This window comes from Streptomyces vinaceus (assembly GCF_008704935.1).
Classification (GTDB): Bacteria; Actinomycetota; Actinomycetes; order Streptomycetales; family Streptomycetaceae; genus Streptomyces; species Streptomyces vinaceus.
Window position 1 is genome coordinate 2311205 of the sequence record NZ_CP023692.1, and the last position, 25197, is coordinate 2336401.

The 25197-nt window shown below is 71.7% G+C and carries 26 protein-coding genes and 2 riboswitches; of the genes, 13 read left to right on the forward strand and 13 right to left on the reverse strand.

Features of this window, described 5'->3' with window-relative positions; genetic code table 11:
* Nucleotides 1-49: 49 nt before the first annotated feature.
* On the forward strand, nt 50-973 hold the full coding sequence (locus tag CP980_RS10015; RefSeq protein ID WP_150528006.1) for an NADP-dependent oxidoreductase: 924 nt from the start codon (nt 50-52) through the stop codon (nt 971-973).
* A 192-nt stretch (nt 974-1165) separates the two neighbouring features.
* Here CP980_RS10015 and mnmA read toward each other — a convergent pair whose 3' ends face one another.
* The gene (gene mnmA, locus CP980_RS10020; RefSeq protein ID WP_123512427.1) at nt 1166-2299 is read right to left on the reverse strand and encodes a tRNA 2-thiouridine(34) synthase MnmA; all 1134 of its coding nucleotides are present in this window, start codon (nt 2297-2299) and stop codon (nt 1166-1168) included.
* Between the two features lie 69 nt (nt 2300-2368).
* Here mnmA and CP980_RS10025 point away from each other — a divergent pair, with 69 nt between their 5' ends.
* Nucleotides 2369-3040: an N-acetylmuramoyl-L-alanine amidase gene (locus CP980_RS10025; protein ID WP_150528007.1), complete on the forward strand. Its 672-nt coding sequence runs from the start codon at nt 2369-2371 to the stop codon at nt 3038-3040.
* A gap of 71 nt (nt 3041-3111) precedes the next feature.
* Here CP980_RS10025 and CP980_RS10030 read toward each other — a convergent pair whose 3' ends face one another.
* The 11 genes from CP980_RS10030 to CP980_RS10080 form a co-directional block, all read right to left on the reverse strand.
* Nucleotides 3112-4275 carry a cysteine desulfurase family protein gene (locus CP980_RS10030; protein ID WP_132756938.1) on the reverse strand — a complete coding sequence of 388 codons (1164 nt, stop codon included), beginning with the start codon at nt 4273-4275 and terminating at the stop codon, nt 3112-3114.
* 146 nt (nt 4276-4421) lie between these two features.
* Nucleotides 4422-5273, reverse strand: coding sequence for a thioesterase family protein (locus CP980_RS10035; protein WP_189998461.1), 852 nt, complete (start codon nt 5271-5273; stop codon nt 4422-4424).
* A gap of 58 nt (nt 5274-5331) precedes the next feature.
* Entirely contained in the window at nt 5332-5988 is a 657-nt protein-coding gene (locus tag CP980_RS10040) for a trimeric intracellular cation channel family protein (protein WP_099889353.1), read from the reverse strand.
* Between the two features lie 85 nt (nt 5989-6073).
* Entirely contained in the window at nt 6074-7177 is a 1104-nt protein-coding gene (locus CP980_RS10045; protein WP_150528009.1) for an ABC transporter ATP-binding protein, read from the reverse strand.
* Nucleotides 7174-8286 carry an ABC transporter ATP-binding protein gene (locus tag CP980_RS10050; protein ID WP_132756932.1) on the reverse strand — a complete coding sequence of 371 codons (1113 nt, stop codon included), beginning with the start codon at nt 8284-8286 and terminating at the stop codon, nt 7174-7176. The genes CP980_RS10045 and CP980_RS10050 overlap by 4 nt, the downstream gene beginning before the upstream one ends.
* A complete protein-coding gene (locus CP980_RS10055; protein ID WP_132756931.1) occupies nt 8283-9281 on the reverse strand; it encodes an ABC transporter permease in 999 nt (332 codons plus the stop codon). Before CP980_RS10055 ends, CP980_RS10050 begins: the two co-directional genes overlap by 4 nt.
* Before the next feature lie 132 nt (nt 9282-9413).
* The gene (locus CP980_RS10060) at nt 9414-11192 is read right to left on the reverse strand and encodes an ABC transporter substrate-binding protein (RefSeq protein WP_132756929.1); all 1779 of its coding nucleotides are present in this window, start codon (nt 11190-11192) and stop codon (nt 9414-9416) included.
* A 74-nt stretch (nt 11193-11266) separates the two neighbouring features.
* Nucleotides 11267-12262 (reverse strand): ABC transporter permease, encoded by a 996-nt coding sequence (locus tag CP980_RS10065; RefSeq protein WP_132756927.1) that lies wholly within the window; start codon nt 12260-12262, stop codon nt 11267-11269.
* Nucleotides 12263-12694: 432 nt separating this feature from the next.
* Nucleotides 12695-13435, reverse strand: a complete 741-nt coding sequence (locus CP980_RS10070; protein ID WP_132756925.1) for an enhanced serine sensitivity protein SseB C-terminal domain-containing protein — start codon at nt 13433-13435, stop codon at nt 12695-12697.
* 56 nt (nt 13436-13491) lie between these two features.
* The gene (locus CP980_RS10075; protein ID WP_132756923.1) at nt 13492-14235 is read right to left on the reverse strand and encodes an enhanced serine sensitivity protein SseB; all 744 of its coding nucleotides are present in this window, start codon (nt 14233-14235) and stop codon (nt 13492-13494) included.
* A gap of 89 nt (nt 14236-14324) precedes the next feature.
* Nucleotides 14325-14948, reverse strand: coding sequence for an AAA family ATPase (locus tag CP980_RS10080; protein WP_132756922.1), 624 nt, complete (start codon nt 14946-14948; stop codon nt 14325-14327).
* Nucleotides 14949-15251: 303 nt separating this feature from the next.
* Nucleotides 15252-15355, forward strand: a riboswitch (glycine riboswitch).
* A 184-nt stretch (nt 15356-15539) separates the two neighbouring features.
* Here CP980_RS10080 and gcvT point away from each other — a divergent pair.
* The 11 genes from gcvT to CP980_RS10135 all read left to right on the forward strand — a co-directional run bounded on the left by gcvT (nt 15540) and on the right by CP980_RS10135 (nt 24856).
* The gene (gcvT, locus tag CP980_RS10085; protein ID WP_132756920.1) at nt 15540-16655 is read left to right on the forward strand and encodes a glycine cleavage system aminomethyltransferase GcvT; all 1116 of its coding nucleotides are present in this window, start codon (nt 15540-15542) and stop codon (nt 16653-16655) included.
* A 67-nt stretch (nt 16656-16722) separates the two neighbouring features.
* Nucleotides 16723-17106, forward strand: a complete 384-nt coding sequence (gcvH, locus tag CP980_RS10090; RefSeq protein WP_099889362.1) for a glycine cleavage system protein GcvH — start codon at nt 16723-16725, stop codon at nt 17104-17106.
* 17 nt (nt 17107-17123) lie between these two features.
* Entirely contained in the window at nt 17124-18380 is a 1257-nt protein-coding gene (gene glyA / locus CP980_RS10095; RefSeq protein WP_150528010.1) for a serine hydroxymethyltransferase, read from the forward strand.
* A gap of 220 nt (nt 18381-18600) precedes the next feature.
* Nucleotides 18601-19983, forward strand: coding sequence for an L-serine ammonia-lyase (locus CP980_RS10100; RefSeq protein ID WP_132756918.1), 1383 nt, complete (start codon nt 18601-18603; stop codon nt 19981-19983).
* A 259-nt stretch (nt 19984-20242) separates the two neighbouring features.
* On the forward strand, nt 20243-20548 hold the full coding sequence (locus CP980_RS10105; RefSeq protein WP_132756916.1) for a hypothetical protein: 306 nt from the start codon (nt 20243-20245) through the stop codon (nt 20546-20548).
* A gap of 199 nt (nt 20549-20747) precedes the next feature.
* Entirely contained in the window at nt 20748-21155 is a 408-nt protein-coding gene (locus CP980_RS10110) for an SsgA family sporulation/cell division regulator (RefSeq protein ID WP_132756914.1), read from the forward strand.
* A gap of 263 nt (nt 21156-21418) precedes the next feature.
* Nucleotides 21419-21613: riboswitch (cobalamin riboswitch) on the forward strand.
* A gap of 29 nt (nt 21614-21642) precedes the next feature.
* Nucleotides 21643-22335: an energy-coupling factor ABC transporter permease gene (locus CP980_RS10115; protein WP_132756912.1), complete on the forward strand. Its 693-nt coding sequence runs from the start codon at nt 21643-21645 to the stop codon at nt 22333-22335.
* Between the two features lie 5 nt (nt 22336-22340).
* Complete coding sequence (locus CP980_RS10120) at nt 22341-22700, forward strand: energy-coupling factor ABC transporter substrate-binding protein (protein ID WP_150528011.1); 360 nt, start codon at nt 22341-22343, stop codon at nt 22698-22700.
* Between the two features lie 3 nt (nt 22701-22703).
* The gene (gene cbiQ, locus CP980_RS10125; protein ID WP_150528012.1) at nt 22704-23453 is read left to right on the forward strand and encodes a cobalt ECF transporter T component CbiQ; all 750 of its coding nucleotides are present in this window, start codon (nt 22704-22706) and stop codon (nt 23451-23453) included.
* The gene (locus CP980_RS10130; protein ID WP_132756906.1) at nt 23450-24271 is read left to right on the forward strand and encodes an energy-coupling factor ABC transporter ATP-binding protein; all 822 of its coding nucleotides are present in this window, start codon (nt 23450-23452) and stop codon (nt 24269-24271) included. Before cbiQ ends, CP980_RS10130 begins: the two co-directional genes overlap by 4 nt.
* A gap of 48 nt (nt 24272-24319) precedes the next feature.
* Nucleotides 24320-24856 (forward strand): PadR family transcriptional regulator, encoded by a 537-nt coding sequence (locus CP980_RS10135; RefSeq protein ID WP_132756904.1) that lies wholly within the window; start codon nt 24320-24322, stop codon nt 24854-24856.
* A 64-nt stretch (nt 24857-24920) separates the two neighbouring features.
* Here the strand turns inward: CP980_RS10135 and CP980_RS10140 are convergent, their stop codons facing one another.
* Complete coding sequence (locus CP980_RS10140; protein ID WP_030159204.1) at nt 24921-25133, reverse strand: EF-hand domain-containing protein; 213 nt, start codon at nt 25131-25133, stop codon at nt 24921-24923.
* Nucleotides 25134-25197: the final 64 nt, after the last annotated feature.

Sequence of the window (25197 nt, forward strand, 5' to 3'; positions counted from 1 at the left end):
GCCGGGAGACCCGGCACGGACACCCCGAGCACTACCGAAGGAGACAGTCATGCGCGCGGTCGTCGTGAGCCAGTGGGGCGGACCGGAGGTTCTCACCGAGGTCGAGACGGAGCGCCCCGAGCCGGGCCTGAACGAGATCCTCGTACGGGTGCACGCGGCCGGCGTGAACCCGGTGGACTGGAAGACCCGGGCCAGCGGGGGCCTGATCGCCTGGGGCGAGGTCCCGATGGTCGGCTGGGACGTGTCGGGCACCGTCGAGGCGGTCGGCCCGGGCGTGACCCTGTACCGCGCGGGCGACGAGGTGTACGGCATGCCGAACTTCCCGCGCCAGGCGGGCGGCTACGCCGAGTACGTGGTAGCCCCGGCCCGCCACTTCGCCCGCAAGCCCGCCTCCCTGGACCACGTACAGGCCGCCGCCCTGCCGCTGGCGGCGCTGACCGCCTGGCAGGCCCTGGTGGACACGGCCGGGGTCACGGCCGGGCAGCGGGTGCTGATCCACGCCGCGGCCGGCGGGGTCGGTCACCTGGCGGTGCAGATCGCCAAGGCCCGCGGCGCGTACGTGATCGGCACGGCCAGCGCGGCCAAGCACGGACTGCTGCGCGAGCTGGGCGCCGACGAGGTGCTCGACTACCGCACGGCGGACTTCGAGGACTCCGTCTCCGACGTCGACGTGGTGATCGACGCGGTCGGCGGGGACTACGGGCAGCGCTCGCTGAAGGTCCTCAAGCCGGGCGGCCACCTGGTGACGCTGCCGGGCCCGGACGGGATCCCGGCCGACACGCAGGGCGTGCACGCCGCCTGGGTCCTCGTCGAGCCGGACCTGGGCGGACTGCGGGAGATCGCGGCGCTCGCCGACCGCGGTCTGCTGAAGCCGCTCGTCGACACGGTCCTGCCGCTCGCGCAGGCCGCGAAGGCCCACGAGATCGGCGAACTCGGCCGCACCACCGGCAAGATCGTCCTGACGGTCGCCTAGGGAGTGTCGTCAAAGTGGCGTCGGCCGCCCGTCAGGGCGGTGGTCGGCGGGGTCTGGTGCGTGCGATCGCAAGGCGGAGGAGGGAATCGACGCGGAGCGTCGGTGACCGACGACAACGCGGCGAGCGTGCGTGCCAGACCCCGCCGACCAGACGGGACTTTGACGACACGACCTAGGCGGCCGGGACGGGCCTCAGACGGCGGCCGCGGCGCGGGTGGTCGTCGCGATGGTGGCGGAGCCGACCACGCGCGTGCCGTCGTAGAGGACGATCGCCTGGCCCGGGGCGACGCCGCGGACCGGCTCCGTGAAGCGCACCCGCAGCTCCCCGTCCACGAGCTCGGCGAAGACCTCGGTCTCGCCGCCGTGGGCGCGCAGCTGCGCGGTGTACGTGCCCGGCGCGGCGGCCGTGGAGCCGCACCAGCGCGGGCGGATGGCGGTCAGGGCGCTGACGTCGAGGGCCTCGACCGGGCCGACGGTGACGGTGTTGTTCACCGGGGAGATGTCGAGGACGTAGCGCGGCTTGCCGTCGGGGGCCGGGTGGCCGATCCGCAGGCCCTTGCGCTGGCCGATGGTGAAGCCGAAGGCGCCCTCGTGGGTGCCGACCTTCTCGCCGGTCTCCCCGTCGACGATGTCGCCCTCCGCCTTGCCCAGGCGGCTCGCGAGGAAGCCCTGGGTGTCGCCGTCGGCGATGAAGCAGATGTCGTGGCTGTCGGGCTTCTTCGCGACGGCCAGGCCCCGCTGCTCGGCCTCGGCGCGGATCTCTTCCTTGGTGGTGAGGGTGTCGCCGAGCGGGAAGAGCGCGTGGGCGAGCTGCTTCTCGTCGAGGACGCCGAGCACGTACGACTGGTCCTTGGCCATGTCGGAGGCGCGGTGCAGCTCGCGGGTGCCGTCCTCGTTCAGGACGACCGTGGCGTAGTGGCCGGTGCAGACGGCGTCGAAGCCGAGGGCGAGGGCCTTGTCGAGCAGGGCCGCGAACTTGATCTTCTCGTTGCAGCGCAGGCAGGGGTTCGGGGTGCGCCCGGCCTCGTACTCGGAGATGAAGTCCTCCACGACGTCCTCGCGGAAGCGCTCGGCGAGGTCCCACACGTAGAACGGGATGCCGATGACGTCGGCCGCGCGGCGGGCGTCGCGGGAGTCCTCGATGGTGCAGCAGCCGCGCGCGCCGGTCCGGAAGGACTGCGGGTTCGCGGAGAGCGCGAGGTGGACGCCGGTCACGTCGTGCCCGGCTTCGACGGCGCGGGCGGCGGCGACGGCGGAGTCCACGCCGCCGGACATGGCGGCCAGGACGCGAAGTGGGCGATCGGTGCGCGGCAGGTTCTCAGTCATAGCACCGTCCAGAGTACGGGGGAACCGGCCGGGGTCACAGCGCGTTATCACGGGCAGGGGGTGGATCACATGGGGAGCGAGGTCGGGGCCGCGCCGAAGGCGGGGCCGCGCAGGACCCGCCGGGCGGTGCTCTTCGGGGGCGTGGGGGTCTTCGCGGTGGCGGCGATCGCCGGGCAGGACGAGCTGCGGCGCGCCTGGTGGCTGCTGCCGGGCGTGGGCAAGCCGCGCAAGGAAGGCGAGGTGGACCACGCGGGCGTGGGCTGGACCTCGGCCTCGCCGGCGAACTGGCGGCTGGCGGACCGGCCGGAGGACTACCGGGTGGACCGGATCGTGGTGCATGTCACGCAGGGCAGCTTCGCGTCCTCTGTGGACGCCTTCAAGAGCCCGTTCCACCAGGCGTCGGCGCACTACATCGTCGGCCAGGACGGCCGCATAGAGCAGATGGTGCGCGAGATGGACGTCGCCTTCCACTCGGGGAACCGCGCGATGAACGAGCGCAGCGTCGGCATAGAGCACGAGGGTTTCGTGGACCGGCCGCAGGACTTCACGCAGGCGTTGTACGCGGCTTCGGCCCGCCTCGCCGCCGATGTCTGCCGCCGCTACGGCATACCCGTGGACCGCAGGCACATAGTGGCCCACTCCGAGGTCCCGGGCACCGACCACACGGACCCGGGCCCCCACTGGGACTGGGACCGGTACCTGGGCCTGGTCCGCTCGGAGCTCGCGACGGCCCCGGCCTGATCCGGCCCGGTTCGGTCCGGCCCGGATCAGGCCGGTTCGGTCCGGATCGGTCCGGATCAGGCGGACGGGCCTTAGCTGAGGCCTGCCGTACGGGCGCGCTCGACCGCCGGGCCGATGGCCGCGGCCACGGCCGCGACGTCCTCCTTGGTGGAGGTGTGGCCGAGGGAGAAGCGCAGGGTGCCGCGGGCCAGCTGCGGGTCGGTTCCGGTGGCCAGCAGGACGTGGCTGGGCTGGGCCACGCCCGCGGTGCAGGCGGAGCCGGTGGAGCACTCGATGCCCTGGGCGTCCAGCAGGAGCAGCAGCGAGTCGCCCTCGCAGCCGGGGAAGCTGAAGTGCGCGTTGGCCGGGAGCCGGTCGTCCGGGTCCCCGCCGAGGACGGCGTCGGGCACCTCGCGCAGTACGGCGGCGATCAGTTCGTCGCGCAGCGCGCCGATCTCGGCGGCGAATCGCTCGCGCCGTTCGGCGGCGATCACGGCGGCCACCGCGAAGGCGGCGATGGCGGGCACGTCGAGCGTCCCGGAGCGCACGTGCCGTTCCTGGCCGCCGCCGTGCAGGACGGGTACGGGGCTCTGGTCGCGGCCGAGCAGCAGGGCGCCGATGCCGTACGGGCCGCCGATCTTGTGGCCGCTGACGGTCATCGCGGCGAGGCCGCTGTCGCCGAAGCGGACGTCGAGCTGTCCGAAGGCCTGGACGGCGTCGGAGTGCAGGGGGACGGAGAACTCACGCGCGACGTCGGCCAGTTCACGGACCGGCATGACGGTGCCGATCTCGTTGTTGGCCCACATGACGGTGGCGAGGGCCACGTCCTCGGGGTCGCGCGCGAGGGCCTCGCGGAGGTCGTCGGGGTGCACGCGGCCGTGACGGTCGACCGGGAGGTACTCGATCCGGGCGCCCTCGTGCTCGCCGAGCCAGTGCACGGCGTCGAGGACGGCGTGGTGTTCGACGGGGCTGGTGAGCACCCGGGTCCGGGCGGGTTCGGCGTCGCGGCGGGCCCAGTAGAGGCCCTTGACGGCGAGGTTGTCGGCCTCCGTGCCGCCCGCGGTGAAGACCACCTCGCTCGGGCGGGCGCCGAGTGCCTCGGCGAGGGCCTCGCGGGCCTCCTCGACCGTACGGCGGGCACGGCGGCCGGCGGCGTGGAGGGAGGACGCGTTGCCCGTGGCGGCGAACTGCGCGGTCATCGCCGCAGCGGCCTCCGGGAGCATCGGGGTGGTGGCGGCGTGGTCGAGGTAGGCCATGATCCCCTGATTCTACGAGTCCCCTCCCGGGCCCCGGACCCCCCGGTGCGGTGGGGGGCCCGGAGTGGCCGGGACGGGGTCCCGGAGTGGCCGGGACGGGGTCCCGGAACGGCGGGAACGGCGGCCGGCCGCGGCGGGGACCCGGGTCAGCGCGGGGCGCGGGCCAGTTGGCGGGACTGGGCCACCAGGTGGCCGGCGGAGTCCCAGACCTCGGCGTCCTCCTCCAGGAAGCCGCCGGCCAGGTTCCGGGTGGTGATGGAGATCCGCAGCGGGCCGGGGGCCGGGCGCCTGCGGACGTGCGCGGTGAGCTCGATGGTCGGGCTCCAGCCCATCAGGCCCAGGTCGAAGCAGGTCGGCGGCAGGGCGTCCACCGCGAGCAGCATCGACAGCGGATCGGCGTCGCGGCCGTCGGCCAGCTCGAACCAGGCCCGCATCTCGCCCTTGCCGGAGGGCGCGCCGACCGCCCAGCCCGCGGTGGCCGGATCCAGGCGTAGCCGCAGCCGGTCCACGATCGCGTTGCTGCCGGGGATGGGGGCCGGGCCGGCCTCCGGGCCGAGGCAGTCCTCGTACGCCGGGAACGCCGGCGGGACGGCGGTGGTGCGGACGTCGTCCGGGAGGGCGGCGAGGTCGCCGTACGAGGCGACGACCCGGATCCGCTCGATCTCGGCGCCGTTCTCGTCGTACTGGAAGAGGGAGGCCTGGCCGGTGGAGAGGGTGCGCCCGATCCGGACGACCTCGGTGCGGATCACGGCGGGGCCGGGCACCGACGAGGTCAGGTAGTGGGCGGAGACGGTGAAGGGGTCCGGGTGCGGCAGGGCCGCCGACAGGGCCCGGCCGACCAGGGCCAGCAGGTAGCCGCCGTTGACGGCGGTGATGATCGTCCACCCGGCGGAGAGCTCCGCGTCGTACACGCCGGACTCGTCCGCGCGCGCGGTGACGGTCGTGTCCCGGTCGAATTCGCTGTCGCCGATGGAGGCCTGGGCCGCTGCGTATGCCATGGTTTCGAGCCTACCGCCGGTTGCTACTAAGCGGTAGCTTTCCATTGCTACATGCTGATTACGGCTCTTCGGACACCGAGGAACGGCGGTTCCAGGCCAGCGGGGCACGCCAGTGGTAGCGCATGGCGAGGAGCCGGAGCACGAACGTGGTGATGATCGCCGCGCCGGTGGTCACGCCGTTGAGGCTGTCGAAGGCGATCGACAGGGCCACCATCGCGGCGCCGACGATCGCGGGGACCGCGTACATCTCGCGGTCGCGCAGCAGCGACGGGACCTCGTTGGCCAGTACGTCGCGCAGGACGCCCCCGCCGACGGCCGTGGCCACGCCGAGCGCGGCGGAGGCCGTCAGCCCGAGGCCGTACTCGTAGGCCTTGGTCGTGCCCGTGACGCAGAACAGGCCGAGGCCGGCCGCGTCGAACACGTTGATGGCCCGGTTGATCCGCTGGACCTCGGGGTGGAGGAAGTAGACGATGACCGCCGCGATCAGCGGGGTCACGAAGAAGCTGAGCTCGCCGAAGGCGGCCGGCGGGACGGCGCCGATGACGAGGTCGCGGAAGAGGCCGCCGCCGAGGGCGGTGACGAGCGCGAGCACGCAGATGCCGAAGACGTCGAAGTTCTTGCGTACGGCGAGCAGCGCACCGGCGGTGGCGAAGACGAAGATGCCGGCGAGGTCCAGGGCATGCTGGATCCCGGGCGGGAAGAGATCGTGGAGCACCGCCCCATTGTGCCGTTCGGCCGTCGGTCCGACGGCCGGGGCGCGGTCCCGCGGTCCCGGGCTCGGGGCCCGGGACCGCGGGCGGTCACTCCGTGACCGTGGCGATCGCGTCCGCGGCGCCCGGGAGGGCCGGGTCGCCCGGGGCCTGGTCGGGGGCGTTCTCCGGGTGGTGGCAGGCCACCTGGTGGCCCGGGGTCGGCATCAGCGTCGGCGGCTCCTGAGTGGTGCAGATCTGCGTGGCCTTCCAGCACCGCGTGTGGAACCGGCAGCCGGAGGGCGGCGAGATCGGCGACGGGACGTCGCCCTTGAGCAGGATGCGCCCGCTCTTGGCGCCCCGGCGGCGCGGGTCCGGCACGGGCACGGCCGACAGCAGCGCCTTGGTGTACGGGTGCATCGGGCTCTCGTAGAGCGACTTGCGGTCGGTCAGCTCCACGATCTTGCCGAGGTACATCACCGCGATGCGGTCCGAGACGTGCCGGATGACCGAGAGGTCGTGCGCGATGATCACGTACGTGAGGCCGAGCTCCTCCTGGAGGTCGTCCAGCAGGTTGACCACCTGTGCCTGGATCGAGACGTCCAGCGCCGAGACCGGCTCGTCGGCGACGACCAGCTTCGGATTCAGGGCCAGCGCGCGGGCGATGCCGATGCGCTGGCGCTGGCCGCCCGAGAACTCGTGCGGGTACCGGTTGTAGTGCTCCGGGTTGAGGCCCACCAGGGACAGCAGCCGCTGCACCTCCGCCTTCAGACCGCCCTCGGGCTGGACGCCCTGGAGCTTGAAGGGGGCGCCGACGATCGTGCCGACCGTGTGCCGCGGGTTCAGCGAGCCGTACGGGTCCTGGAAGATCATCTGCACGTCGCGGCGGAGCGGGCGCATCCCGGCGACCGACAGGTGCGTGATGTCGCGCCCCTCGAACTCGACCGTGCCGCCCGTGGGCTCCAGCAGGCGCGTGATCAGCCGGCCCATCGTCGACTTGCCGCAGCCGGACTCGCCGACGACGCCCAGCGTCTCACCGCGCCGGACGTCGAAGTCGATGCCGTCCACGGCCTTGACGGCCCCGACCTGCCGGCGCAGCAGCCCCTTGTTGATGGGGAAGTGCTTGACCAGGCCGGTCACCTTGAGCAGCGGCTCGGGCGAGTCCACGGCCTGGGAGGGGAGAACAGCCGTATCCGGCTTCGTCTTGTCGCTCACAGCTTCGGCGCAATCTCTTCGGTCCAGATCCGGGTCCGCTCGTCCTGCGACATGTGACACGCGGACCAGTGGAGGCTGTCGTCCTGCGTCAGCTCCGGCCGCACCGTGCGGGTCACGTTGCCCTTGGGGACGTCGGCGTACGGGCACCTCGGGTTGAACGCGCAGCCGCTCGGGATGTTGATCAGGCTCGGCGGGGAGCCCTTGACCGGGATCAGCCGCTCGGTCTGGTCGCGGTCGATGCGCGGCATCGAGCCCAGCAGGCCCCAGGTGTACGGGTGGCGGGGCTCGTAGAAGACCTTCTCGGCGGTACCGCGCTCGACGCACCGGCCGCCGTACATGACGAGCAGTTCGTCGGCCATTTCGGCGACCACGCCGAGGTCGTGCGTGATCATGATGACCGCGGAGCCGAACTCCTGCTGGAGGTCCCGGATGAGGTCGAGGATCTGCGCCTGGACGGTGACGTCCAGCGCGGTGGTCGGCTCGTCCGCGATGAGCAGCTCGGGGTTGTTGACCAGCGCCATGGCGATCATCGCGCGCTGGCGCATACCGCCGGAGAACTCGTGCGGGTAGCTGTCGACGCGCTTGTGGGGCTCGGGTATGCCGACGCGGTCGAGGAGTTCGACGGCCCGCTTGAACGCGGTCTTCTTGTCGACCTTGTTGTGGACCCGGTAGGCCTCGGAGATCTGCTTGCCCACGGTGAAGTACGGGTGCATCGCGGACAGCGGGTCCTGGAAGATCATCGCGATTTCCCGGCCGCGCAGCCTGCGCACCTCCTCCTCCGGGGAGGAGAGCAGCTCCTTGCCGTCCAGCCAGATCTCGCCCGAGATGTGGGCCCGCTGGCGGCCGTACTGGCCCACCCGGTGCAGGCCCATGATGCCCAGCGAGGTGACGGACTTGCCCGAGCCGGACTCGCCGACGATGCCGAGGGTCTTGCCCTTCTCCAGGGTGAAGGAGAGTCCGTCGACGGACTTGACCAGGCCGTCCTCGGTCGGGAAGTGCACCTTGAGGTCGCGGACCTCCAGGAAGGCGGTGGAGGGGGCGGAACCGGTGACGGGCACGTTCGGCGGCGCCTGCGCTCCCGTCGTACCGCTCTTGGTCAGGTCGCTCATGACAGCCTCACTCGGGGGTCGATCACCGCGTACAGGAGGTCGACGACGAGGTTCGCGACGACGACGAAGAAGGCGGAGATCAAGGTGATGCCCAGGATGACCGGCAGGTCGTGGTCACTGATCGCGCGGACGGCGCTGTAGCCGAGACCGTGCAGCGAGAACGTGTACTCGGTCAGGACCGCGCCGCCCATGAGGGCTCCGAGGTCGAGGCCCAGGACGGTCAGGATCGGCGTCATCGTCGAGCGCATGGCGTGCTTGGCGATGACGACGGGTTCCGCCAGACCCTTGGCGCGCGCGGTGCGGATGTAGTCCTCGTTGAGGACTTCGAGCATCGTCGCGCGGGTGAGCCGGGCGTACATCGCCGCGTACAGGAAGGCGAGCGAGACCCACGGCAGGACCATCCCGTTGAACCACTTGCCCGGGTCGTCGGCGAACGCCACCTCCGGGCGTCCGAACCAGCCGAGCTGGTCGGAGAAGAGGGCGATGGCGAGCATGCCCGTGAAGTAGATGGGGAGGGAGACGCCGGCGAGGGCGACGCCCATCGCCGAGCGGTCCAGGAGCGTGCCCCGCTTGAGGGCGGAGATGACGCCGGTGGCGACACCGCCGACGACCCAGAGCACGACGGCGCCGGCGGCGAGCGAGAGGGTGACCGGCAGCCAGTCGAGCAGCAGCGGCCAGACCTCCTGCTCGGTCTTGAAGGAGTAGCCGAAGCAGGGCGCGGCGCATTGCGTGACGTCGGAGCCGTTGGCGTAGGTGCGACCCGCCACCAGCCCGACGATGAACTTGCCGAACTGGACGAGGATCGGGTCGTCGAGACCCATCTTCTGCCGGATGCCCTCGATGGCAGCGGGGTCGGACTGCTTGCCGACGAAGTACAGCGCCGGATCCGTCCCGATCATCTTCGGGAAGAGGAAGAAGATTCCGAAGGTCACCAAGCAGATGACCAACAGCATGACGATGACGGCGAAGAACCGCCGGATGAGATATGCAAGCACTGCGCTCGGCCTGACCGAGACCCGGGGGCGCCCTCTTCTGGAGGGCGCCCCCACGCCGCGACCGCGGCCATCACCTGCCCTTCGTGCCTAGCGGGTGTGGCACTGGAACACTGGAACTGGACTGACGGACGGTTACTTCGAGACGCCGAGGGAGGCGTAGTCGTAGCGGCCGTTGTAGGCGTCGGAGGTGTAGGCGTTGGTCAGCCGGGTGCTGCGCCAGGTGATCGTCTTGTCGTAGACGAAGGGCAGGTAGACCGCGGCCTCGGAGACCTTCTGGTTCATCTGCTTGTAGATGTCGCCCGCCTTGACCGGGTCCGTCTCCGCGATCGCCTTGTCGAACAGGCCGTTGATGACCGGGTCGTTCAGCTCGGAGAAGTTGTTGTTGCCGCTCTGGAGGATGAAGCGACCGTCGACCAGCGGCTGGGCGAAGCCCTGCCCGGTCGGGAAGTCGGCGCCCCAGCCCATGATGATGATGCCGTAGCCCTTCTCCTTGACGACCTTCGGCGAACCGATGATGCCGGAGGTCTGGGCGCCGTCGAACTGCTCGACCTGGGCGTCGATGCCGACCTGCTTCAGGGCGTTCTGGAGCGAGACCGCCGTGGCGACCTCGACCGGCTTGTTGTTGCGGACGGCGATGGTGGTCTTGAAACCGCCCTCCTTGCCGCACGCCTTGAGAGCGGCCTTGGCCTTCTCGACGTCGGGCTTGCCGTCGTTGGTCAGGACGCCGTACGGGTCGTACTTGGCGTCGGAGCCCTTGATGCCGAGCGGGAGCATGTTGGGGGCGATGTCGCCACCGGCCTGCGGGCCGCCGCGGGCGGTCTGCAGGGACTTGTGGTCGGCCGCGTAGATGACGGCCTTGCGGCACTCGATGTTGTCGAACGGCGCGACGGTCTGCGGGAAGACGGCGTACCGGATGAAGCCGGTCTGGCCGTTGTCCAGGTTGTTCTTGTGGTCCTTCAGCGCGGTGGCGCGGGCCGCCTGGCCGATGCCGGTCGCGTTGATGTCGAGGTCGAACTCGCCGTTCATCAGGCGCTTGTCCATGTCGTCCGAGTTCGCCATGAACGTGACCGAGATGGAGTCCGGCAGCGCCTTGCGGATGGTGTCCGACTCGGGCTTCCAGTTCGTGTTGCGCGAGAGCTTCATGCTCTTGTTCGGCTCGTACGAGTCGATCTTGTACGGGCCGTTGGAGAAGGGCTTCAGGCCGTACTTGGCCGCGGTGTCCTTGTCCTGCTTGACCGGGCTCGCCGCCGGCATGGCCAGCATCTGCTCGAAGTCGCCGTTGGGCGCCGGGAGCTTGAAGATGATGGTCTTCGCGTCCGGGGTCTCGATGGCCTTGAGGCCGAGCTTGTCCGGGGCCGTGTCCTTGTACGGGCCCGGGTACTCGGTCTTCGGGTCGAGGACCTGCATCAGGTAGACCGGGCCGCCGGAGATGACGTCCTGGGCCCAGGTGCGCTCGATGCCGTACTTGACGTCCTGGGCGGTGACGGGCGAGCCGTCCTCCCAGGTCACGTTGTCCTTGAGGGTGTACTTGTAGGTCTTGCCGCCGTCGCTGATCTCGGCCTTGGCGGTCGCGAGGTCGGGCTCCAGGTCGGTGCTCTGCTCGCCCGGGGCGGCCTTGTAACTGACCAGCTGGCGCGTGTAGTAGCGGGCGAAGTCCCACATGAAGCCGTAGTAACCGCGCTGCGGGTCCCACGAGTCGGCTTCCTGGGTGCCGACGAACTTGAGCTCGCCACCCTTCTTGTCCGACGCGTTGGCGATCTTGCCGATGCCGGCGTTGAAGCCACCGCCCGAGGCAGCGGTCTTGTCGTCCTTCTTGTTGTCGCCGCCACAGGCGGTCGCGGTCAGCATGACCGCGAGCACGACGGCCGTGCCAGCGGCAAGCCTGCGCTTCGACGTGCGATGGGTAGTCACGATGCTCGCAACCCTCCGTTGTAGTTCCTGTGTACGTACGGCTCGAAGCCGGTTCCTGGTTTGCCCTGCGGTGGCTAGCGGGAGCCCTTCGGGTCGAGGGCGTCGCGGACGCCGTCGCCGAAGAGGTTGAAGGCCAGCACGGTGATGAAGATCGCCACGCCGGGGAAGATCATGAAGAGCGGATCGTCCTCATAGGTCCGCACAGCCGTTGAGAGGGTTTCTCCCCAGGACGGTGTGGGCGGCTTGACGCCGACACCGAGGAAGCTCAGCGCGGCCTCGGTGAGCACGTTGGTGGGGATCATCAGCGTCGTGTAGACGGTGATCGGTGCCACCAGGTTGGGAAGGAGTTCGCGGAAGAGGATGTACGCCCGCCCCGCGCCCAGGCTCCGCGCCGCCTCGACGTACTCGCGTTCGCGCAGCGACAGGGTCTGGCCGCGGACGATGCGCCCGATGTACGGCCATCCGAAGAAGCCGATGACGAGCACCAGCACCGCGATGCGCAGTCCCGATCCCTCGAATCCCCACAGCTTTCCGGGGACGACGGAGATCAGCGCGATGATGAAGAGCAGCTGCGGGAAAGCGAGCAGCAGGTCCATGACACGGCTGATCGCCGCGTCGACCCAGCCGCCGAAGTAGCCGGCGATGATGCCGAAGACGGTGCCCAGCGAGACCGCCACGAAGGCGGACAGGAAGGCCACCAGCAGCGAGATGCGCGCGCCGTAGACGATCCGGCTGAAGACGTCGCGGCCGTTGACCGGCTCGATGCCCAGCAGGAAGTCGCCGTTCATACCGCCGCGGGGTCCGGCCGGCAGGCCGAGCAGCGGGTCCAGCAGGTCCTCGTGCAGCTCCTCCGGCGGGTGGCCGAGGAGTTTGACGATCAACGGCGCGAAGATCGCGACGAGAATCAGCAGGAGCACGATGACACCGCCGGTCAGTGCGACCTTGTCACGCTTGAGCCGGAGCCAGGCGATCTTCCACGGTGAGCGCCCCTCGATCGCCTTCTGCGGGAGTTCGGGGGCGGCCACGGCCGCGGGCTCGGCCGCGCTGGTGTCGTGCAGTGGTGCCGTCATCGTGGTGGGGACCCCTCTCGGCCGACGGTGGCCGGCCCATGCCCGCCGCTGTGGCGGCTTGGTTCTTTCGGCGTCTCTGATGGTGCGAATGGCACGAATTGCGCCTGAAGTGCACGTGAAGATCCGGTGGTTGTGGGATTGACCGGCCTTCGGTGGGGGGAGTCTTCAACGGGCTCAGGAGCAGCCGCCAGCCCTGCCAGGGATGTGATGCGCAACCGTGATCTGCGTCTGCACCTTCCGTTATCCGAACGGCCGGTCCTGGTCAGCGGTGAAACAGGGACCGTACGGCGCGGAACGGACATCGGGCCCAAGTGCCATTTCAGCGCTCCTACTTGGGCGGAAACAGCGGATACGCCGAAGGCCGCGGGGAACGTCGTTCCCCGCGGCCTTCGTTGGCCGGATATGGTCGTCCCGGTCCGTGGACCGCTCCGCTCAGTACGCCGGGGCCTGGCCCTCGCGGTCGTAGAAGGGGCGGGTCTGGGCGCGCAGCCACATCGCCACGGGATCGTGCTCGTCGGCCAGCGCCACCGTGCACACGGGCACGCCCTCGGGCACCGCGCCGACCGACTGGCGCATCATCTCCCGTACGGATTCCAGCGCGGGCGCGGAGGCGTCGTACAGGTCGAGCCCGACCGCGAGGTACGGCGAGCCCAGCGAGGGCTGCACCCAGGCGCGGCGCAGCGAGCGCACGGCGGGGGTGCGGTGGGCGTGCTGGGTCAGCAGTCCGTAGAACTGCGGGAGCTCCAGGGCGGGCTCGGACAGCCGCAGCGGGCCGGCCGGCATCCGGTCGAGCCCGGTGGCGATGCGGCGCAGGTCGGCCCAGGGGATGCCCAGGCCGCCGCCCTGGGCGTGCGGGTTGAGCCACAGGCCCCAGCGGTCCGGGTAGAGGGCGCGGGCGACGTCCCGGCCGGTGACCACCTCGTAGCCCCGGCTCCAGCCGCTGGCGGCCAGCTCCTGGGGGGAGGTGACGCAGGGCGCGTACCCGAGGCCCTCGATCTCCATGCCGCCGTACTGGGCGTCCGGGGAGCCCGGCTGTCCCTGCCAGAGCAGCATCCACAGCCGTCCCTCGGCGAGGGCGTGCAGAAGCGACTCGTAGCTCTCGAAGCGCCCGGGCGTCACCTGGCGCATCATGTGCTCGACCTGCCCGGCCGCGGCCGTGCCTGACGCACTCACCCGGTACCCCTCTTCGTCCGCCCGTCCACCCGTATCGGCACCCAGCTTAAGCGGCGCTACGCGAGGTAGAAGGGGCGTACGCGCTCGGCGATGAAGTCGACCACCGGGTCCTGCACGGCGTCGAGGAGGATCAACTGCACGGGCCAGGGCGGCGCGACGCGGGCCAGGGCCCGGCCGAGGGCGTCCATCGGCGCGTTCCGCATCTCGGGCTCCCATCCCAGCAGCCGGACACCGATGTAGAGCTCCGGCGCCCCGCCCTCGACGCTGGCCAGGCAGCGGTGGGCCGCGGCGACCGCGCCGGAGGCGCGGAACTCCTCGGCGGCCGCGGCCAGGAAGTCCACCGGGTCCTCCTGCCAGTCGGGCTCGTAGAGCCGGACGCGGCCGCCCGTGGCGGGGCCGTCGAGCGGGGTCCGGCCGGTACGGCAGAGTTCCGCCACGGCGGGCGGGGGCAGCGGGACGCCGACGGCGCCCTCGGGGTTCACGGCGATGCCGAGCTGCGGGGGCAGGCCGCGGGCGAACTCGACGGCGGGGGCCACGGCGAAGTCCATGGCCGGGCCGACGCAGGCGCGGAACTGGGCCTCGGAGCTGTAGACGGGGACGTACGCGGCCCCGTTGATGTCCATCGTGGGCAGCGTGAGCGCGCCGCCCGCGTCCGGACCCGCGCCGGCGCCCGCGGGCAGCGGCACCCAGAGCCGGCTGCGCCCGAGCACCTCGACGATCCGGGCCCCCGCGTCCGTCTGCCCGAGCGCCGCCCCGAGCACCTGCTCCAGCTCGTTGTCCGGCCAGCCGCCGCCCTGCATCCACGCCTCCGCTGTGTTTTCCGCCCCTGCCGTCGCCCGAGGTTAACGGCTCGGGCTCCGGCCGGCGCCGGGGGCTCCGCCGCGGGTGGTCAGGGGGTGTCCCGGCGGAAGGCTATGCGGGTCACGGAGGCGGCCGAGCCGCGGTCCAGCAGCACCGCCGAGGTGCAGCCGGCGGGGAGGCGGCCCGATTCCGCCTCGCGCAGCAGCCGGGCCACCGCCCCCCGGTGCCGGGCGAAGGCGTACGCGGAGACCCCGCGCCCGCGCGCCTCCTGCCCGGCCAGCGCCTCCTCGGGGCTGGTGTCCAGCAGCAGGAGGTGCAGCGCCCGGCCCCGCCGCCGCGCGGCCGCGGCCAGCAGGCCGCGGACCCAGCTCTGCGTCCCGCAGTCGTGGACCACCGCCGAGGCACCGGAGCGCAGGGTCCGCCAGAGCCCCCAGTAGTGGGCGAAGCGGACGAGCGGCCGGTACACCCCGTACGGCACGGTCTTCGGCATGCGCCGCTCCCAGCGCTCGCGCACGTCCTGGGAGTCGATGCCGCCGCCCTCGGCGGCCCGCTTGATCAGCGTGCTCTTGCCGCCGCCCGGCAGGCCGGACACGACGACGATGTCCCCCTCGGCGAAGCCGAGCCACTGCGGTCCGTGCGCGCCCCGGCCGCGCAGGTCACGCACGGGGGCGCCCTCGGCGCGCGTCCGCCGCGCCGCGGGCACTCCGTCCACGGACCCCGTCCCGGTCAACGCCAGCACTCCGAATCTCCGCACAGTGATCGCCTCCCCCATCCGGGCCCGCAGGGGGCCCCATGCCCACTGAGTGTAAAGAGACGGTAATCCGGGACCCCCGGTTCCGGTCGGGTATCGCGGCTCCGTCCCGGTTGCGTCACCGGTCCGTCACCACCGGTCCGTCACCATCGGTCCGCCGCCCCCGCCCCACCCTTTGCGTACGTTCTTTCGGGCCCGCACGCCCGATCGCCCGGACGGCGTGCAATGATGTGCGCCATCTGGACCAACTGCATACCGGCCGCTTGAATCCGCGCGGGAGAGTCCCGGCACGCCGTGAGGCGGTGCCCGGGCGCCGAAGGAGCAAGTACCTCCCTTGAATCTCTCAGGCCCCGTACCGCGTGGATGAGGCAGATCTGAAAAGCGAGCCGCGCCGCCGTCCCCCGCGACGGCATCCGCGTGCGCTCCACCCAAGGTGCAAGTCGACGTTCCCCGGGTCCGACCGGGAACTCTCGGCGAACCTCTCAGGTTCCGATGACAGATGGGGAGGAACGTCCTCGTCATGTCATGCCCTGGGACCCGGGAGCCACACCCATGAGCACTGCCCCCCGCCTGACCGCCCTCGACGCGCTGCACCGTTCGCTCGGTGCGACCATGACCGATTTCGCGGGCTGGGACATGCCGCTGCGGTACGGCAGTGAGCGCGACGAGCACAACGCCGTCCGGACCAAGGCCGGCCTCTTCGACCTCTCCCACATGGGCGAGATCACGCTGACCGGCCCGGAGGCCGTCAAGGCCCTGGACTACGCCCTGGTGGGCAACATCTCCACCGTCGGCGTCGGCCGCGCCCGCTACACGCACATCTGCCAGGAGGACGGCGGGATCGTCGACGACCTGATCGTCTACCGCCTGGGCGAGAGCGAGTACATGGTCGTCGCGAACGCCTCCAACGCCCAGGTCGTCCTGGACGCCCTGACCGAGCGCGCCGCCGGCTTCGACACCGTGGTGCGCGACGACCGCGACGCGTACGCGCTGATCGCCGTGCAGGGCCCGGAGTCCCCCGGCATCCTCGCCTCCCTCACCGACGCCGACCTGGACGGGCTCAAGTACTACGCCGGCCTGCCCGGCACGGTCGCGGGCGTGCCCGCGCTGATCGCGCGTACGGGCTACACCGGCGAGGACGGCTTCGAGCTGTTCGTCGCCCCCGAGCACGCCGTCGAGCTGTGGCAGGCGCTGACCAAGGCCGGCGAGGGTGTCGGCCTGGTCCCGGCGGGCCTGTCCTGCCGCGACACGCTGCGCCTGGAGGCGGGCATGCCGCTGTACGGGCACGAGCTGACCACCTCCCTCACCCCGTTCGACGCGGGGCTGGGCCGGGTCGTCAAGTTCGAGAAGGAGGGCGACTTCGTCGGCCGCGCCGCTCTGGAGGCCGCCGCCGAGCGCTCCGCCACGAACCCCCCGCGCAAGCTGGTCGGCCTGATCGCCGAGGGCCGCCGCGTCCCGCGCGCCGGCTTCCCCGTCGTGGCCGACGGGAAGGTCATCGGAGAGGTCACCTCCGGCGCCCCGTCCCCGACGCTGGGCAAGCCGATCGCGATGGCCTACGTGGACGCGGCGCACGCCGCGCCCGGCACCTCCGGCGTCGGCGTGGACATTCGCGGTACGCATGAGCCGTACGAGGTCGTGGCGCTGCCGTTCTACAAGCGGCAGAAGTAACTCCCCGCGTCTCAGTACGCGAGACCACTGTTCGTCCCCACTCCCCCGCATCCAGGAGAATCAGGTCATGAGCAACCCCCAGCAGCTGCGTTACAGCAAGGAGCACGAGTGGCTGTCGGACGCCGAGGGCGGCGTCGCGACGGTCGGCATCACGGAGTTCGCGGCCAACGCGCTCGGTGACGTCGTCTACGCCCAGCTCCCCGCCGTCGGCGACACGGTGACCGCGGGCGAGACCTGCGGTGAGCTGGAGTCGACCAAGTCCGTCAGCGATCTGTACTCCCCCGTCACGGGTGAGGTCGTCGAGGCCAACCAGGACGTCGTGGACGACCCGGCGCTCGTGAACACGGCTCCGTTCGAGGGCGGCTGGCTGTTCAAGGTGCGTATCGCGGAGGAGCCGGCCGACCTGCTCTCCGCCGAGGAGTACGCCGCGCTCACCCACTCCGACAACTGACACCCCAGGGGTACCTGATGTCTGTTCTCAACACCCCCCTGCACGAGCTCGACCCGGACGTCGCCGCCGCCGTCGACGCCGAGCTCGCCCGCCAGCAGTCCACCCTGGAAATGATCGCGTCGGAGAACTTCGCTCCGGTCGCCGTCATGGAGGCCCAGGGCTCGGTCCTCACCAACAAGTACGCCGAGGGCTACCCGGGCCGCCGCTACTACGGCGGCTGCGAGCACGTCGACGTGGTCGAGCAGATCGCGATCGACCGCATCAAGGCGCTGTTCGGCGCCGAGGCCGCGAACGTCCAGCCGCACTCCGGTGCGCAGGCGAACGCCGCCGCGATGTTCGCGCTGCTGAAGCCGGGCGACACGATCATGGGCCTGAACCTGGCCCACGGCGGTCACCTGACCCACGGCATGAAGATCAACTTCTCCGGCAAGCTCTACAACGTGGTCCCGTACCACGTCGACGAGACCGGCGAGGTCGACATGGCCGAGGTCGAGCGCCTCGCCAAGGAGTCCAAGCCGCAGCTGATCGTCGCCGGCTGGTCCGCCTACCCGCGCCAGCTGGACTTCGCCGCCTTCCGCCGCATCGCGGACGAGGTCGGCGCGTACCTGATGGTCGACATGGCGCACTTCGCCGGCCTGGTGGCCGCGGGCCTGCACCCGAACCCGGTGCCGCACGCCCACGTGGTCACCACCACCACGCACAAGACCCTCGGCGGTCCGCGCGGCGGTGTCATCCTGTCGACGCAGGAGCTGGCCAAGAAGATCAACTCCGCGGTCTTCCCGGGCCAGCAGGGCGGTCCGCTGGAGCACGTGATCGCCGCCAAGGCGGTCTCCTTCAAGGTCGCGGCCTCGCCCGAGTTCAAGGAGCGCCAGGAGCGCACCCTGGAGGGTGCGAAGATCCTGGCCGCCCGCCTGGTCCAGGACGACGTCAAGGCCGTGGGCGTGGACGTCCTCACCGGCGGCACCGACGTGCACCTGGTCCTGGTCGACCTGCGCAACTCCGAGCTGGACGGCCAGCAGGCCGAGGACCGCCTCCACGAGGTCGGCATCACGGTCAACCGCAACGCGATCCCGAACGACCCGCGGCCGCCGATGGTCACCTCGGGCCTGCGGATCGGTACGCCGGCGCTGGCCACCCGCGGTTTCGACGCCGAGGCCTTCACCGAGGTCGCCGAGATCATCGCGCAGGCGCTGAAGCCCGCGCACGACGCCGAGGACCTGAAGGCGCGCGTTTCGGCCCTCGCCGCGAAGTTCCCGCTGTACCCGACGCTCTAGCGACGGCTTGGGAGGGCCCGGCCTGGTGTCACACAGGGCCGGGCCCTTCCTGTGTGACACGAGCCATACCCGAGCGCCGTCCGGCGACCATCGCGGGCAGACGAAACGTTCACCTCGCCACGTTAAGCTCGACTGTCGGACAAAATCCGAACAATCCCCCCCTCATACGATCCACCCCGCCTGCCCCTCCACCCACGAGCAGACAAGGGAGTCCGCCACCGTGGCCATCTCCGTCTTCGATCTCTTCTCCATCGGCATCGGCCCCTCCTCCTCCCACACGGTCGGCCCGATGCGCGCCGCCCGCATGTTCGTGACCCGGCTGAAGAAGGACGGCGTGCTCGCCCAGACCGCGGCGGTCCGGGCGGAGCTGTACGGCTCCCTCGGCGCGACCGGCCACGGCCACGGCACGCCCAAGGCGGTGCTGCTGGGTCTGGAGGGCCACTCCCCCCGCTCGGTGAACGTGGAGAGCGCCGACGACGAGGTGGAGCGCATCCGCAGGACGGGCCGCCTGCGCCTGCTCGGCACCGAGATAGGGGGCGCGCACGAGATCGCCTTCGACGAGCCGAGCCAGCTGATCCTGCACCGCCGCCGGTCCCTGCCGTACCACGCGAACGGCATGACGCTCTTCGCGTACGACGCCGCCGGCGCCCCGCTGCTGGAGAAGACGTACTACTCGGTAGGCGGCGGCTTCGTCGTGGACGAGGACGCGGTCGGCGAGGACCGGATCAAGCTCGACGACACGGTGCTGAAGTACCCCTTCCGCAGCGGCGACGAGATGCTGCGCATGGCCCGCGAGAGCGGTCTGTCGATCTCCGCGATGATGCTGGAGAACGAGAAGGCCTGGCGCACCGAGGAGGAGATCCGCGAGGGCCTGCTGGAGATCTGGCGGGTCATGCAGGCGTGCGTCGCGCGCGGCATGTCGCGCGAGGGCATCCTGCCGGGCGGCCTGAAGGTCCGCCGCCGGGCCGCGAACACCGCCCGCAAACTGCGCTCCGAGGGCGACCCCCAGGCGCTGTCGATGGAGTGGATCACCCTCTACGCGATGGCCGTGAACGAGGAGAACGCGGCCGGCGGCCGGGTGGTCACGGCTCCGACGAACGGCGCCGCGGGCATCATTCCCGCGGTCCTGCACTACTACATGAACTTCGTGCCGGGCGCGGACGAGGACGGCGTGGTCCGCTTCCTGCTCGCCGCGGGTGCGATCGGCCTGCTGTTCAAGGAGAACGCCTCGATCTCCGGCGCCGAGGTCGGCTGCCAGGGCGAGGTCGGCTCGGCCTGCTCGATGGCGGCGGGCGCCCTCGCCGAGGTCCTGGGCTGCACCCCGGAGCAGGTGGAGAACGCGGCCGAGATCGGCATGGAGCACAACCTGGGCCTGACCTGCGACCCGGTGGGCGGCCTCGTCCAGATCCCGTGCATCGAGCGCAACGGCATGGCGGCGGTCAAGGCCGTCACCGCGGCCAGGATGGCCATGCGCGGCGACGGCACCCACAAGGTGTCCCTCGACAAGGTCATCAAGACCATGAAGGAGACCGGCGCCGACATGAAGGTCAAGTACAAGGAGACCGCCCGCGGCGGCCTGGCGGTCAACGTCATCGAGTGCTGATCCTCTGATCCGGCACCCATGACGAAGGAGGGGCCCGGCGCAGCGCGCCGGGCCCCTCCGGCGTGCCAGGGCACGGTGCATTCGCAGGCCAACGGAGGTTTGCCCGGAGTTGATCACGCGTGAGGGCGAACCCTCGGCTCCGGGCTGGTCTCTCGATGATCACATGCGCCATGGTGATCACGTGACGTCGCGGCCACACCCCCGGCGGCCGGCCAACCGCCTTGGACCGCAGCCTTTTTGTGTACGGGAGGACTTCATCATGGCAAGCAACCGCAGCATCCGCGTCCTGGCGGCTGTCGCAGCGCTCCCCTTCGCCGTCGCGCTCTTCACGGGCACGGCCCAGGCCGACAACGGTGCCGGTGCGGGCGTCTCGTCCAACGCCGCCGTCGGCGAGATCCTCGGCAGCGGTATCGCCGGCAGCAACCTCGGCAACTCCTCCACCACCCAGCAGGTCGCCACGGGCTCCGGGGCGTCCAACCAGAACGACGGCGCCCAGGCCAACGGCGCCGGCTACACGGCCATCGGTCAGGCCAACGGCTCGTTCGTCTTCCACCCCGTCCCGTAACGGACCGGTGACGCGGCGGCCCGCCCTCCCCCCGGAGGGCGGGCCCCTTCGCGTTCCCGGCCCCGTTCCTGTGCGAAGACGGGCCCAGCGGCCCCCGGGGTCGGGACCTTCGGCCCGCGGGGGCGGCCGGGGGGTGGGCTAGCTTGCCCGAGAGGGGCCGCGAGCGCCCCGGGCGGGGCACGACAGAGAGGCGCAGCGCATGGACGGCATCGAGTACCGCGTCCTCCCCCTCCGGCTGGAGGCCTCCCCCGAGCCCGTGCCGGTGTCCGGGGCCTTCACGTACCGCCGCGACCGGCCCTACGAGCTGGCGCTCGACTTCCGCGGCGCCGGGACGCACCTGGCGCGCTGGGTGTTCTCCCGGGACCTGCTGCTCGACGGGGAGACCTGCGTGACGGGCGAGGGCGACGTCCGGGTGTGGCCGCGCTGGCAGGGCGGGGAGCCGCGGGTCTTCCTCGCCTTCAGCAACGGCGCGCAGAGCTGCGTGGTGTCCGCCCGGGCGAAGGACGTGCGGGTGCTGTGCCGGCGGCTGGTCGCCCTGGTGCCGCGCGGCGAAGAGCGGCGGCACTACGACCTGGACGCCCAGCTGAGCACCCTGCTGCCCCGATAAATGACGTTTCCATAAGATCCGTTGAGTTGGGCCCGGTTTGGGTGCAACCATGAGCGTCCGGCCCGCGCCGCTCGTCGTGAACGCCCGCTGGGGCGAGCGCCGCCTTCGCCTCGACGCCGGCGGTCCGCTCCTCCACCCTGCACGCGCCCGAGCGGCTCGTGCTGGACGTCGCGCACCGCGACGAGTGCCGGTGAGACCGCGCCGAGCGCCCCGCGCCTGCCGGCGGGCGTTCGGGCCGGGTTGGTGCAGGTCCGTCCCTCCGACTAGGGTCAGCTGGCCTTGGTGTACGGGAAACCGGTGGGAAACCGGTGCGGCCCTCGCCACTGTGAACGGGAAGTCCGGCTCCACTCCTTAGGGAAGCCACTGGGCGGCGCGGGAGGTTCCGCACCGCCCGGGAAGGCGGGGTCAGGGCATCAGCACCCGTGAGCCAGGAGACCGGCCGGGGCGCGTTGTCCATCCACGAGGTGCTGGAGAGGTCTCCCCACTCATGCATATAGCCGAGGGGTTCCTGCCCCCTTTGCACGCGGTCGCCTGGGGCGCCGCGTCCGCTCCGTTCGTCGTCCACGGTGTCCGCGCCCTCTCCCGCGAGGTGAAGGCGAACCCGGAGAGCACGCTGCTGCTCGGGGCGTCCGGAGCGTTCACGTTCGTCCTGTCCGCCCTCAAGATCCCGTCCGTGACGGGCAGTTGTTCGCACCCCACCGGGACCGGGCTCGGAGCGATCCTGTTCCGGCCGCCCATCATGGCGGTGCTCGGCACGATCACCCTGCTCTTCCAGGCGCTGCTGCTGGCGCACGGCGGGCTGACCACCCTCGGCGCGAACGTGTTCTCGATGGCGATCGCCGGGCCGTGGGCCGGGTACGGGGTGTACCTGCTGCTGAAGCGCTTCGACGTGCCGCTGATGGTGACCGTATTCTTCGGCGCGTTCTTCGCCGACCTGGTGACCTACTGCGTGACGTCCGTGCAGCTGGCGCTGGCCTTCCCGGACCCCGGCACCGGGTTCCCGGGCGCGCTCGCGAAGTTCGGCGGCATCTTCGCGGTGACGCAGATCCCGCTCGCGGTGAGCGAGGGGCTGCTGACGGTTCTCGTGATGCGGCTGCTGATGCAGTCGAGCAAGTCGGACCTGGTCCGGCTGGGCGTCGCGAAGTTCACCGGTCGCAGCGAGCAGAAGGCGGCCGTGTGATGGGCATGAGCCGGAACGCGAAGATCAACGGCCTGCTGCTGCTCCTGGTGGCGGCGCTGGCCGTGCTGCCGATCGCGCTGGGGATGGGCGAGGGCAAGGAGGAGCCGTTCGCGGGCGCCGACGCGCAGGCGGAGTCGGCGATCACGGAGCTGAAGCCCGACTACGAGCCGTGGTTCTCGCCGCTGTACGAACCCCCGTCCGGGGAGGTCGAGTCGGCCCTGTTCGCCCTCCAGGCGGCCCTGGGCGCGGGTGTGCTCGCGTACTACTTCGGCGTCCGCAAGGGACGCCGCCAGGCGACCGCGGCGGCCGCGGCCCGGCCGGACGCCTCCGCGGACCGGCCCGACACCGCCGCCTCGGAGTCGTAGGCGGTGCTGCCGATCGACGTGGCGGCGCACGCGAGCCGGTGGCGGCGCCGGCATCCCCTGGAAAAGGCCCTGCTGGGGCTCGGCCTGACGGTCAGCGCCGTATGCCTGCCGCCCTGGCCCGGCGGTCCGCTGGTCGCCGCCGCCACGCTCGCCGTGCTGCTCGGCCCGGCCGGCGTGGCCGGGCGGCAGCTGTGGCGGGCCTTCCGGATCCCGCTGGGCTTCTGCTTCACCGGCGCGCTCCCACTGCTGGTGGCCGTCGGCGGCCCCGGCGGGTTCGTCTCGCTCGCGCCCGACGGCCCCCGGCACGCCGCCGAGCTGCTGCTGCGGACCTCGGCGGCCTCCCTCGGCGTGCTGCTCTTCGCCTTCACCACGCCCGTCTCGGACGTGCTGCCCCGGCTGGTCCGGGCCGGGGTCCCGGCGCCGGTGGTGGACGTGGCCCTGGTCATGTACCGCATCGGCTTCCTGCTGCTGGACTCGATGACCCAGGTCCGGCGCGCCCAGGCGGCCCGGCTGGGCCAGTCCGGGCGGGCGGCGGTGTGGCGTTCGCTGGCCGGGCTCGCCGCGACGTCCTTCGTACGGGCCTTCGATCGCGCGGCGCGGCTCCAGGAGGGCCTGGCCGGGCGCGGATACGACGGCGCGCTGCGGGTCCTCGTACCCGAGGCGGCCCTGTCCTGGCGGTTCCTGGCGGCGTCGGGGGCGCTGCTGGCCGCCCTGATCACCCTGACCCTCACCCTGAAGGGGCTCTACCTGTGAACCCGTTGGTGGAACTGGCCGGCGCCGGTTACGCGTACGAGGACGGCCCGGCGGTCCTGGCCGGCGTGGACTTCGCCATCGCGCCGGACCGCGCGCTGGTCCTGCTGGGCCGCAACGGCAGTGGCAAGACCACGCTGATGCGGCTGCTGAGCGGGGGCCTGCGGCCCGGCCCGGGTTCGCTGCGCCTCGACGGGACGGCGGTCTCGTACGACCGGGCGGGGCTGACCCGCCTGCGCACGGCGGTGCAGCTGGTGGTCCAGGACCCGGACGACCAGCTGTTCGCGGCCTCGGTGGAACAGGACGTGTCCTTCGGCCCGATGAACCTGGGGCTGGCGGCGGACGAGGTGCGCGCCCGGGTGGACTCCGCGCTCGCCGCGCTGGACATCACGGCGCTGCGGGACCGCCCGACGCACCTGCTCTCGTACGGGCAGCGCAAGCGCGCGGCCATCGCGGGGGCGGTGGCGATGGCTCCGCGGGTGCTGATCCTGGACGAGCCGACGGCGGGCCTGGACCCGGACGGCCAGGAGCGCCTGCTGGACGTCTTGGCCCGGCTGCGCGCGGCCGGCACCACGGTGGTGATGGCCACGCACGACGTGGACCTGGCGGTCCGCTGGGCCGACGACGCGGCGGTGCTGACCCCGTCGGGCATCCGCACGGGCCCGGCTCAGACCCTGCTGTCGGACCCGGAGCTGCTGGCCGCCGCGGGCCTGCGCCAGGCCTGGTCCCCGGCGGTGGCTTCCTTCCTGCGCGCCCGCGCCCTCCTGGACCCGCACGCCCCGGGCCCGAAGACGCCGGAAGCCCTGACCGCCTGGCGGTGAGGGCCTGCGGCGCGGCCCCCCGACCCCCCGCGTCCCTAGGATGGCCGCATGTCGCTGCCGCACGCCATCCTCACCGCCCTGCTGGAGAAGCCCTCGTCGGGGCTGGAGCTGACGCGCCGGTTCGACAAGTCGATCGGGTACTTCTGGTCCGCGACGCACCAGCAGATCTACCGCGAGCTCGGCCGGCTGGAGGAGGCCGGGCTGATCCGGGAGCTGCCCAGCGAGGTGCCCGTACGGGGGCAGAAGAAGCAGTACGAGGTGCTGGACGCCGGCAGTGCGGAGCTCGCGCGGTGGGTCGGCGAGAGCCAGGATCCGAAGGCCGTCCGGGATCCGCTGCTGCTGCGGATCCGGGCTGCGGCCGTCGTCGGCCCGCAGGGGCTCGCCGGGGAGCTGCGGCGCCATCTGGAGCTGCACCGGCGGCAGCTGGCGGTCTACGAGGCCATCGAGGAGAAGGACTTCCCGCCGGGGCGGGACTCCGACGAGGACCGGCTGCGCCGGCTCGTCCTGCACGGCGGCGTCGGGCTGGAGACGTTCTGGCTGCGCTGGCTGGAGGAGGCCCTGGCCGAGGTCGAGGACATGACCTGACCCCGGGCGGACCGAAGCCCCCGACCGCCCGGCAGGGGGTGGTCGGGGGCTTCGCGTAGCCTGCTCACTTGTTCAGGGCGGCCCAGAACTCGTCGAAGCTCATGCGGCCGTCGCCGTTCGCGTCCTTGGCGGCGATCACGGCGTCCGCGACGGCGCCGGTGACGAACGCGTCGCCCATCGCCTTCATGGCCGCGCTGTACTCGTCCGCCGTGACGAAGCCGTCACCGTCCGCGTCGAACTTGCCGAACGTCGCCCGCGCGCTCTCGATGTCAGCCACTGGGATCCACCCCTTCTCGGTGCTTGTTGACCGGCCAAGGGTAGCGGCAGTCCCCGGCTGCTCC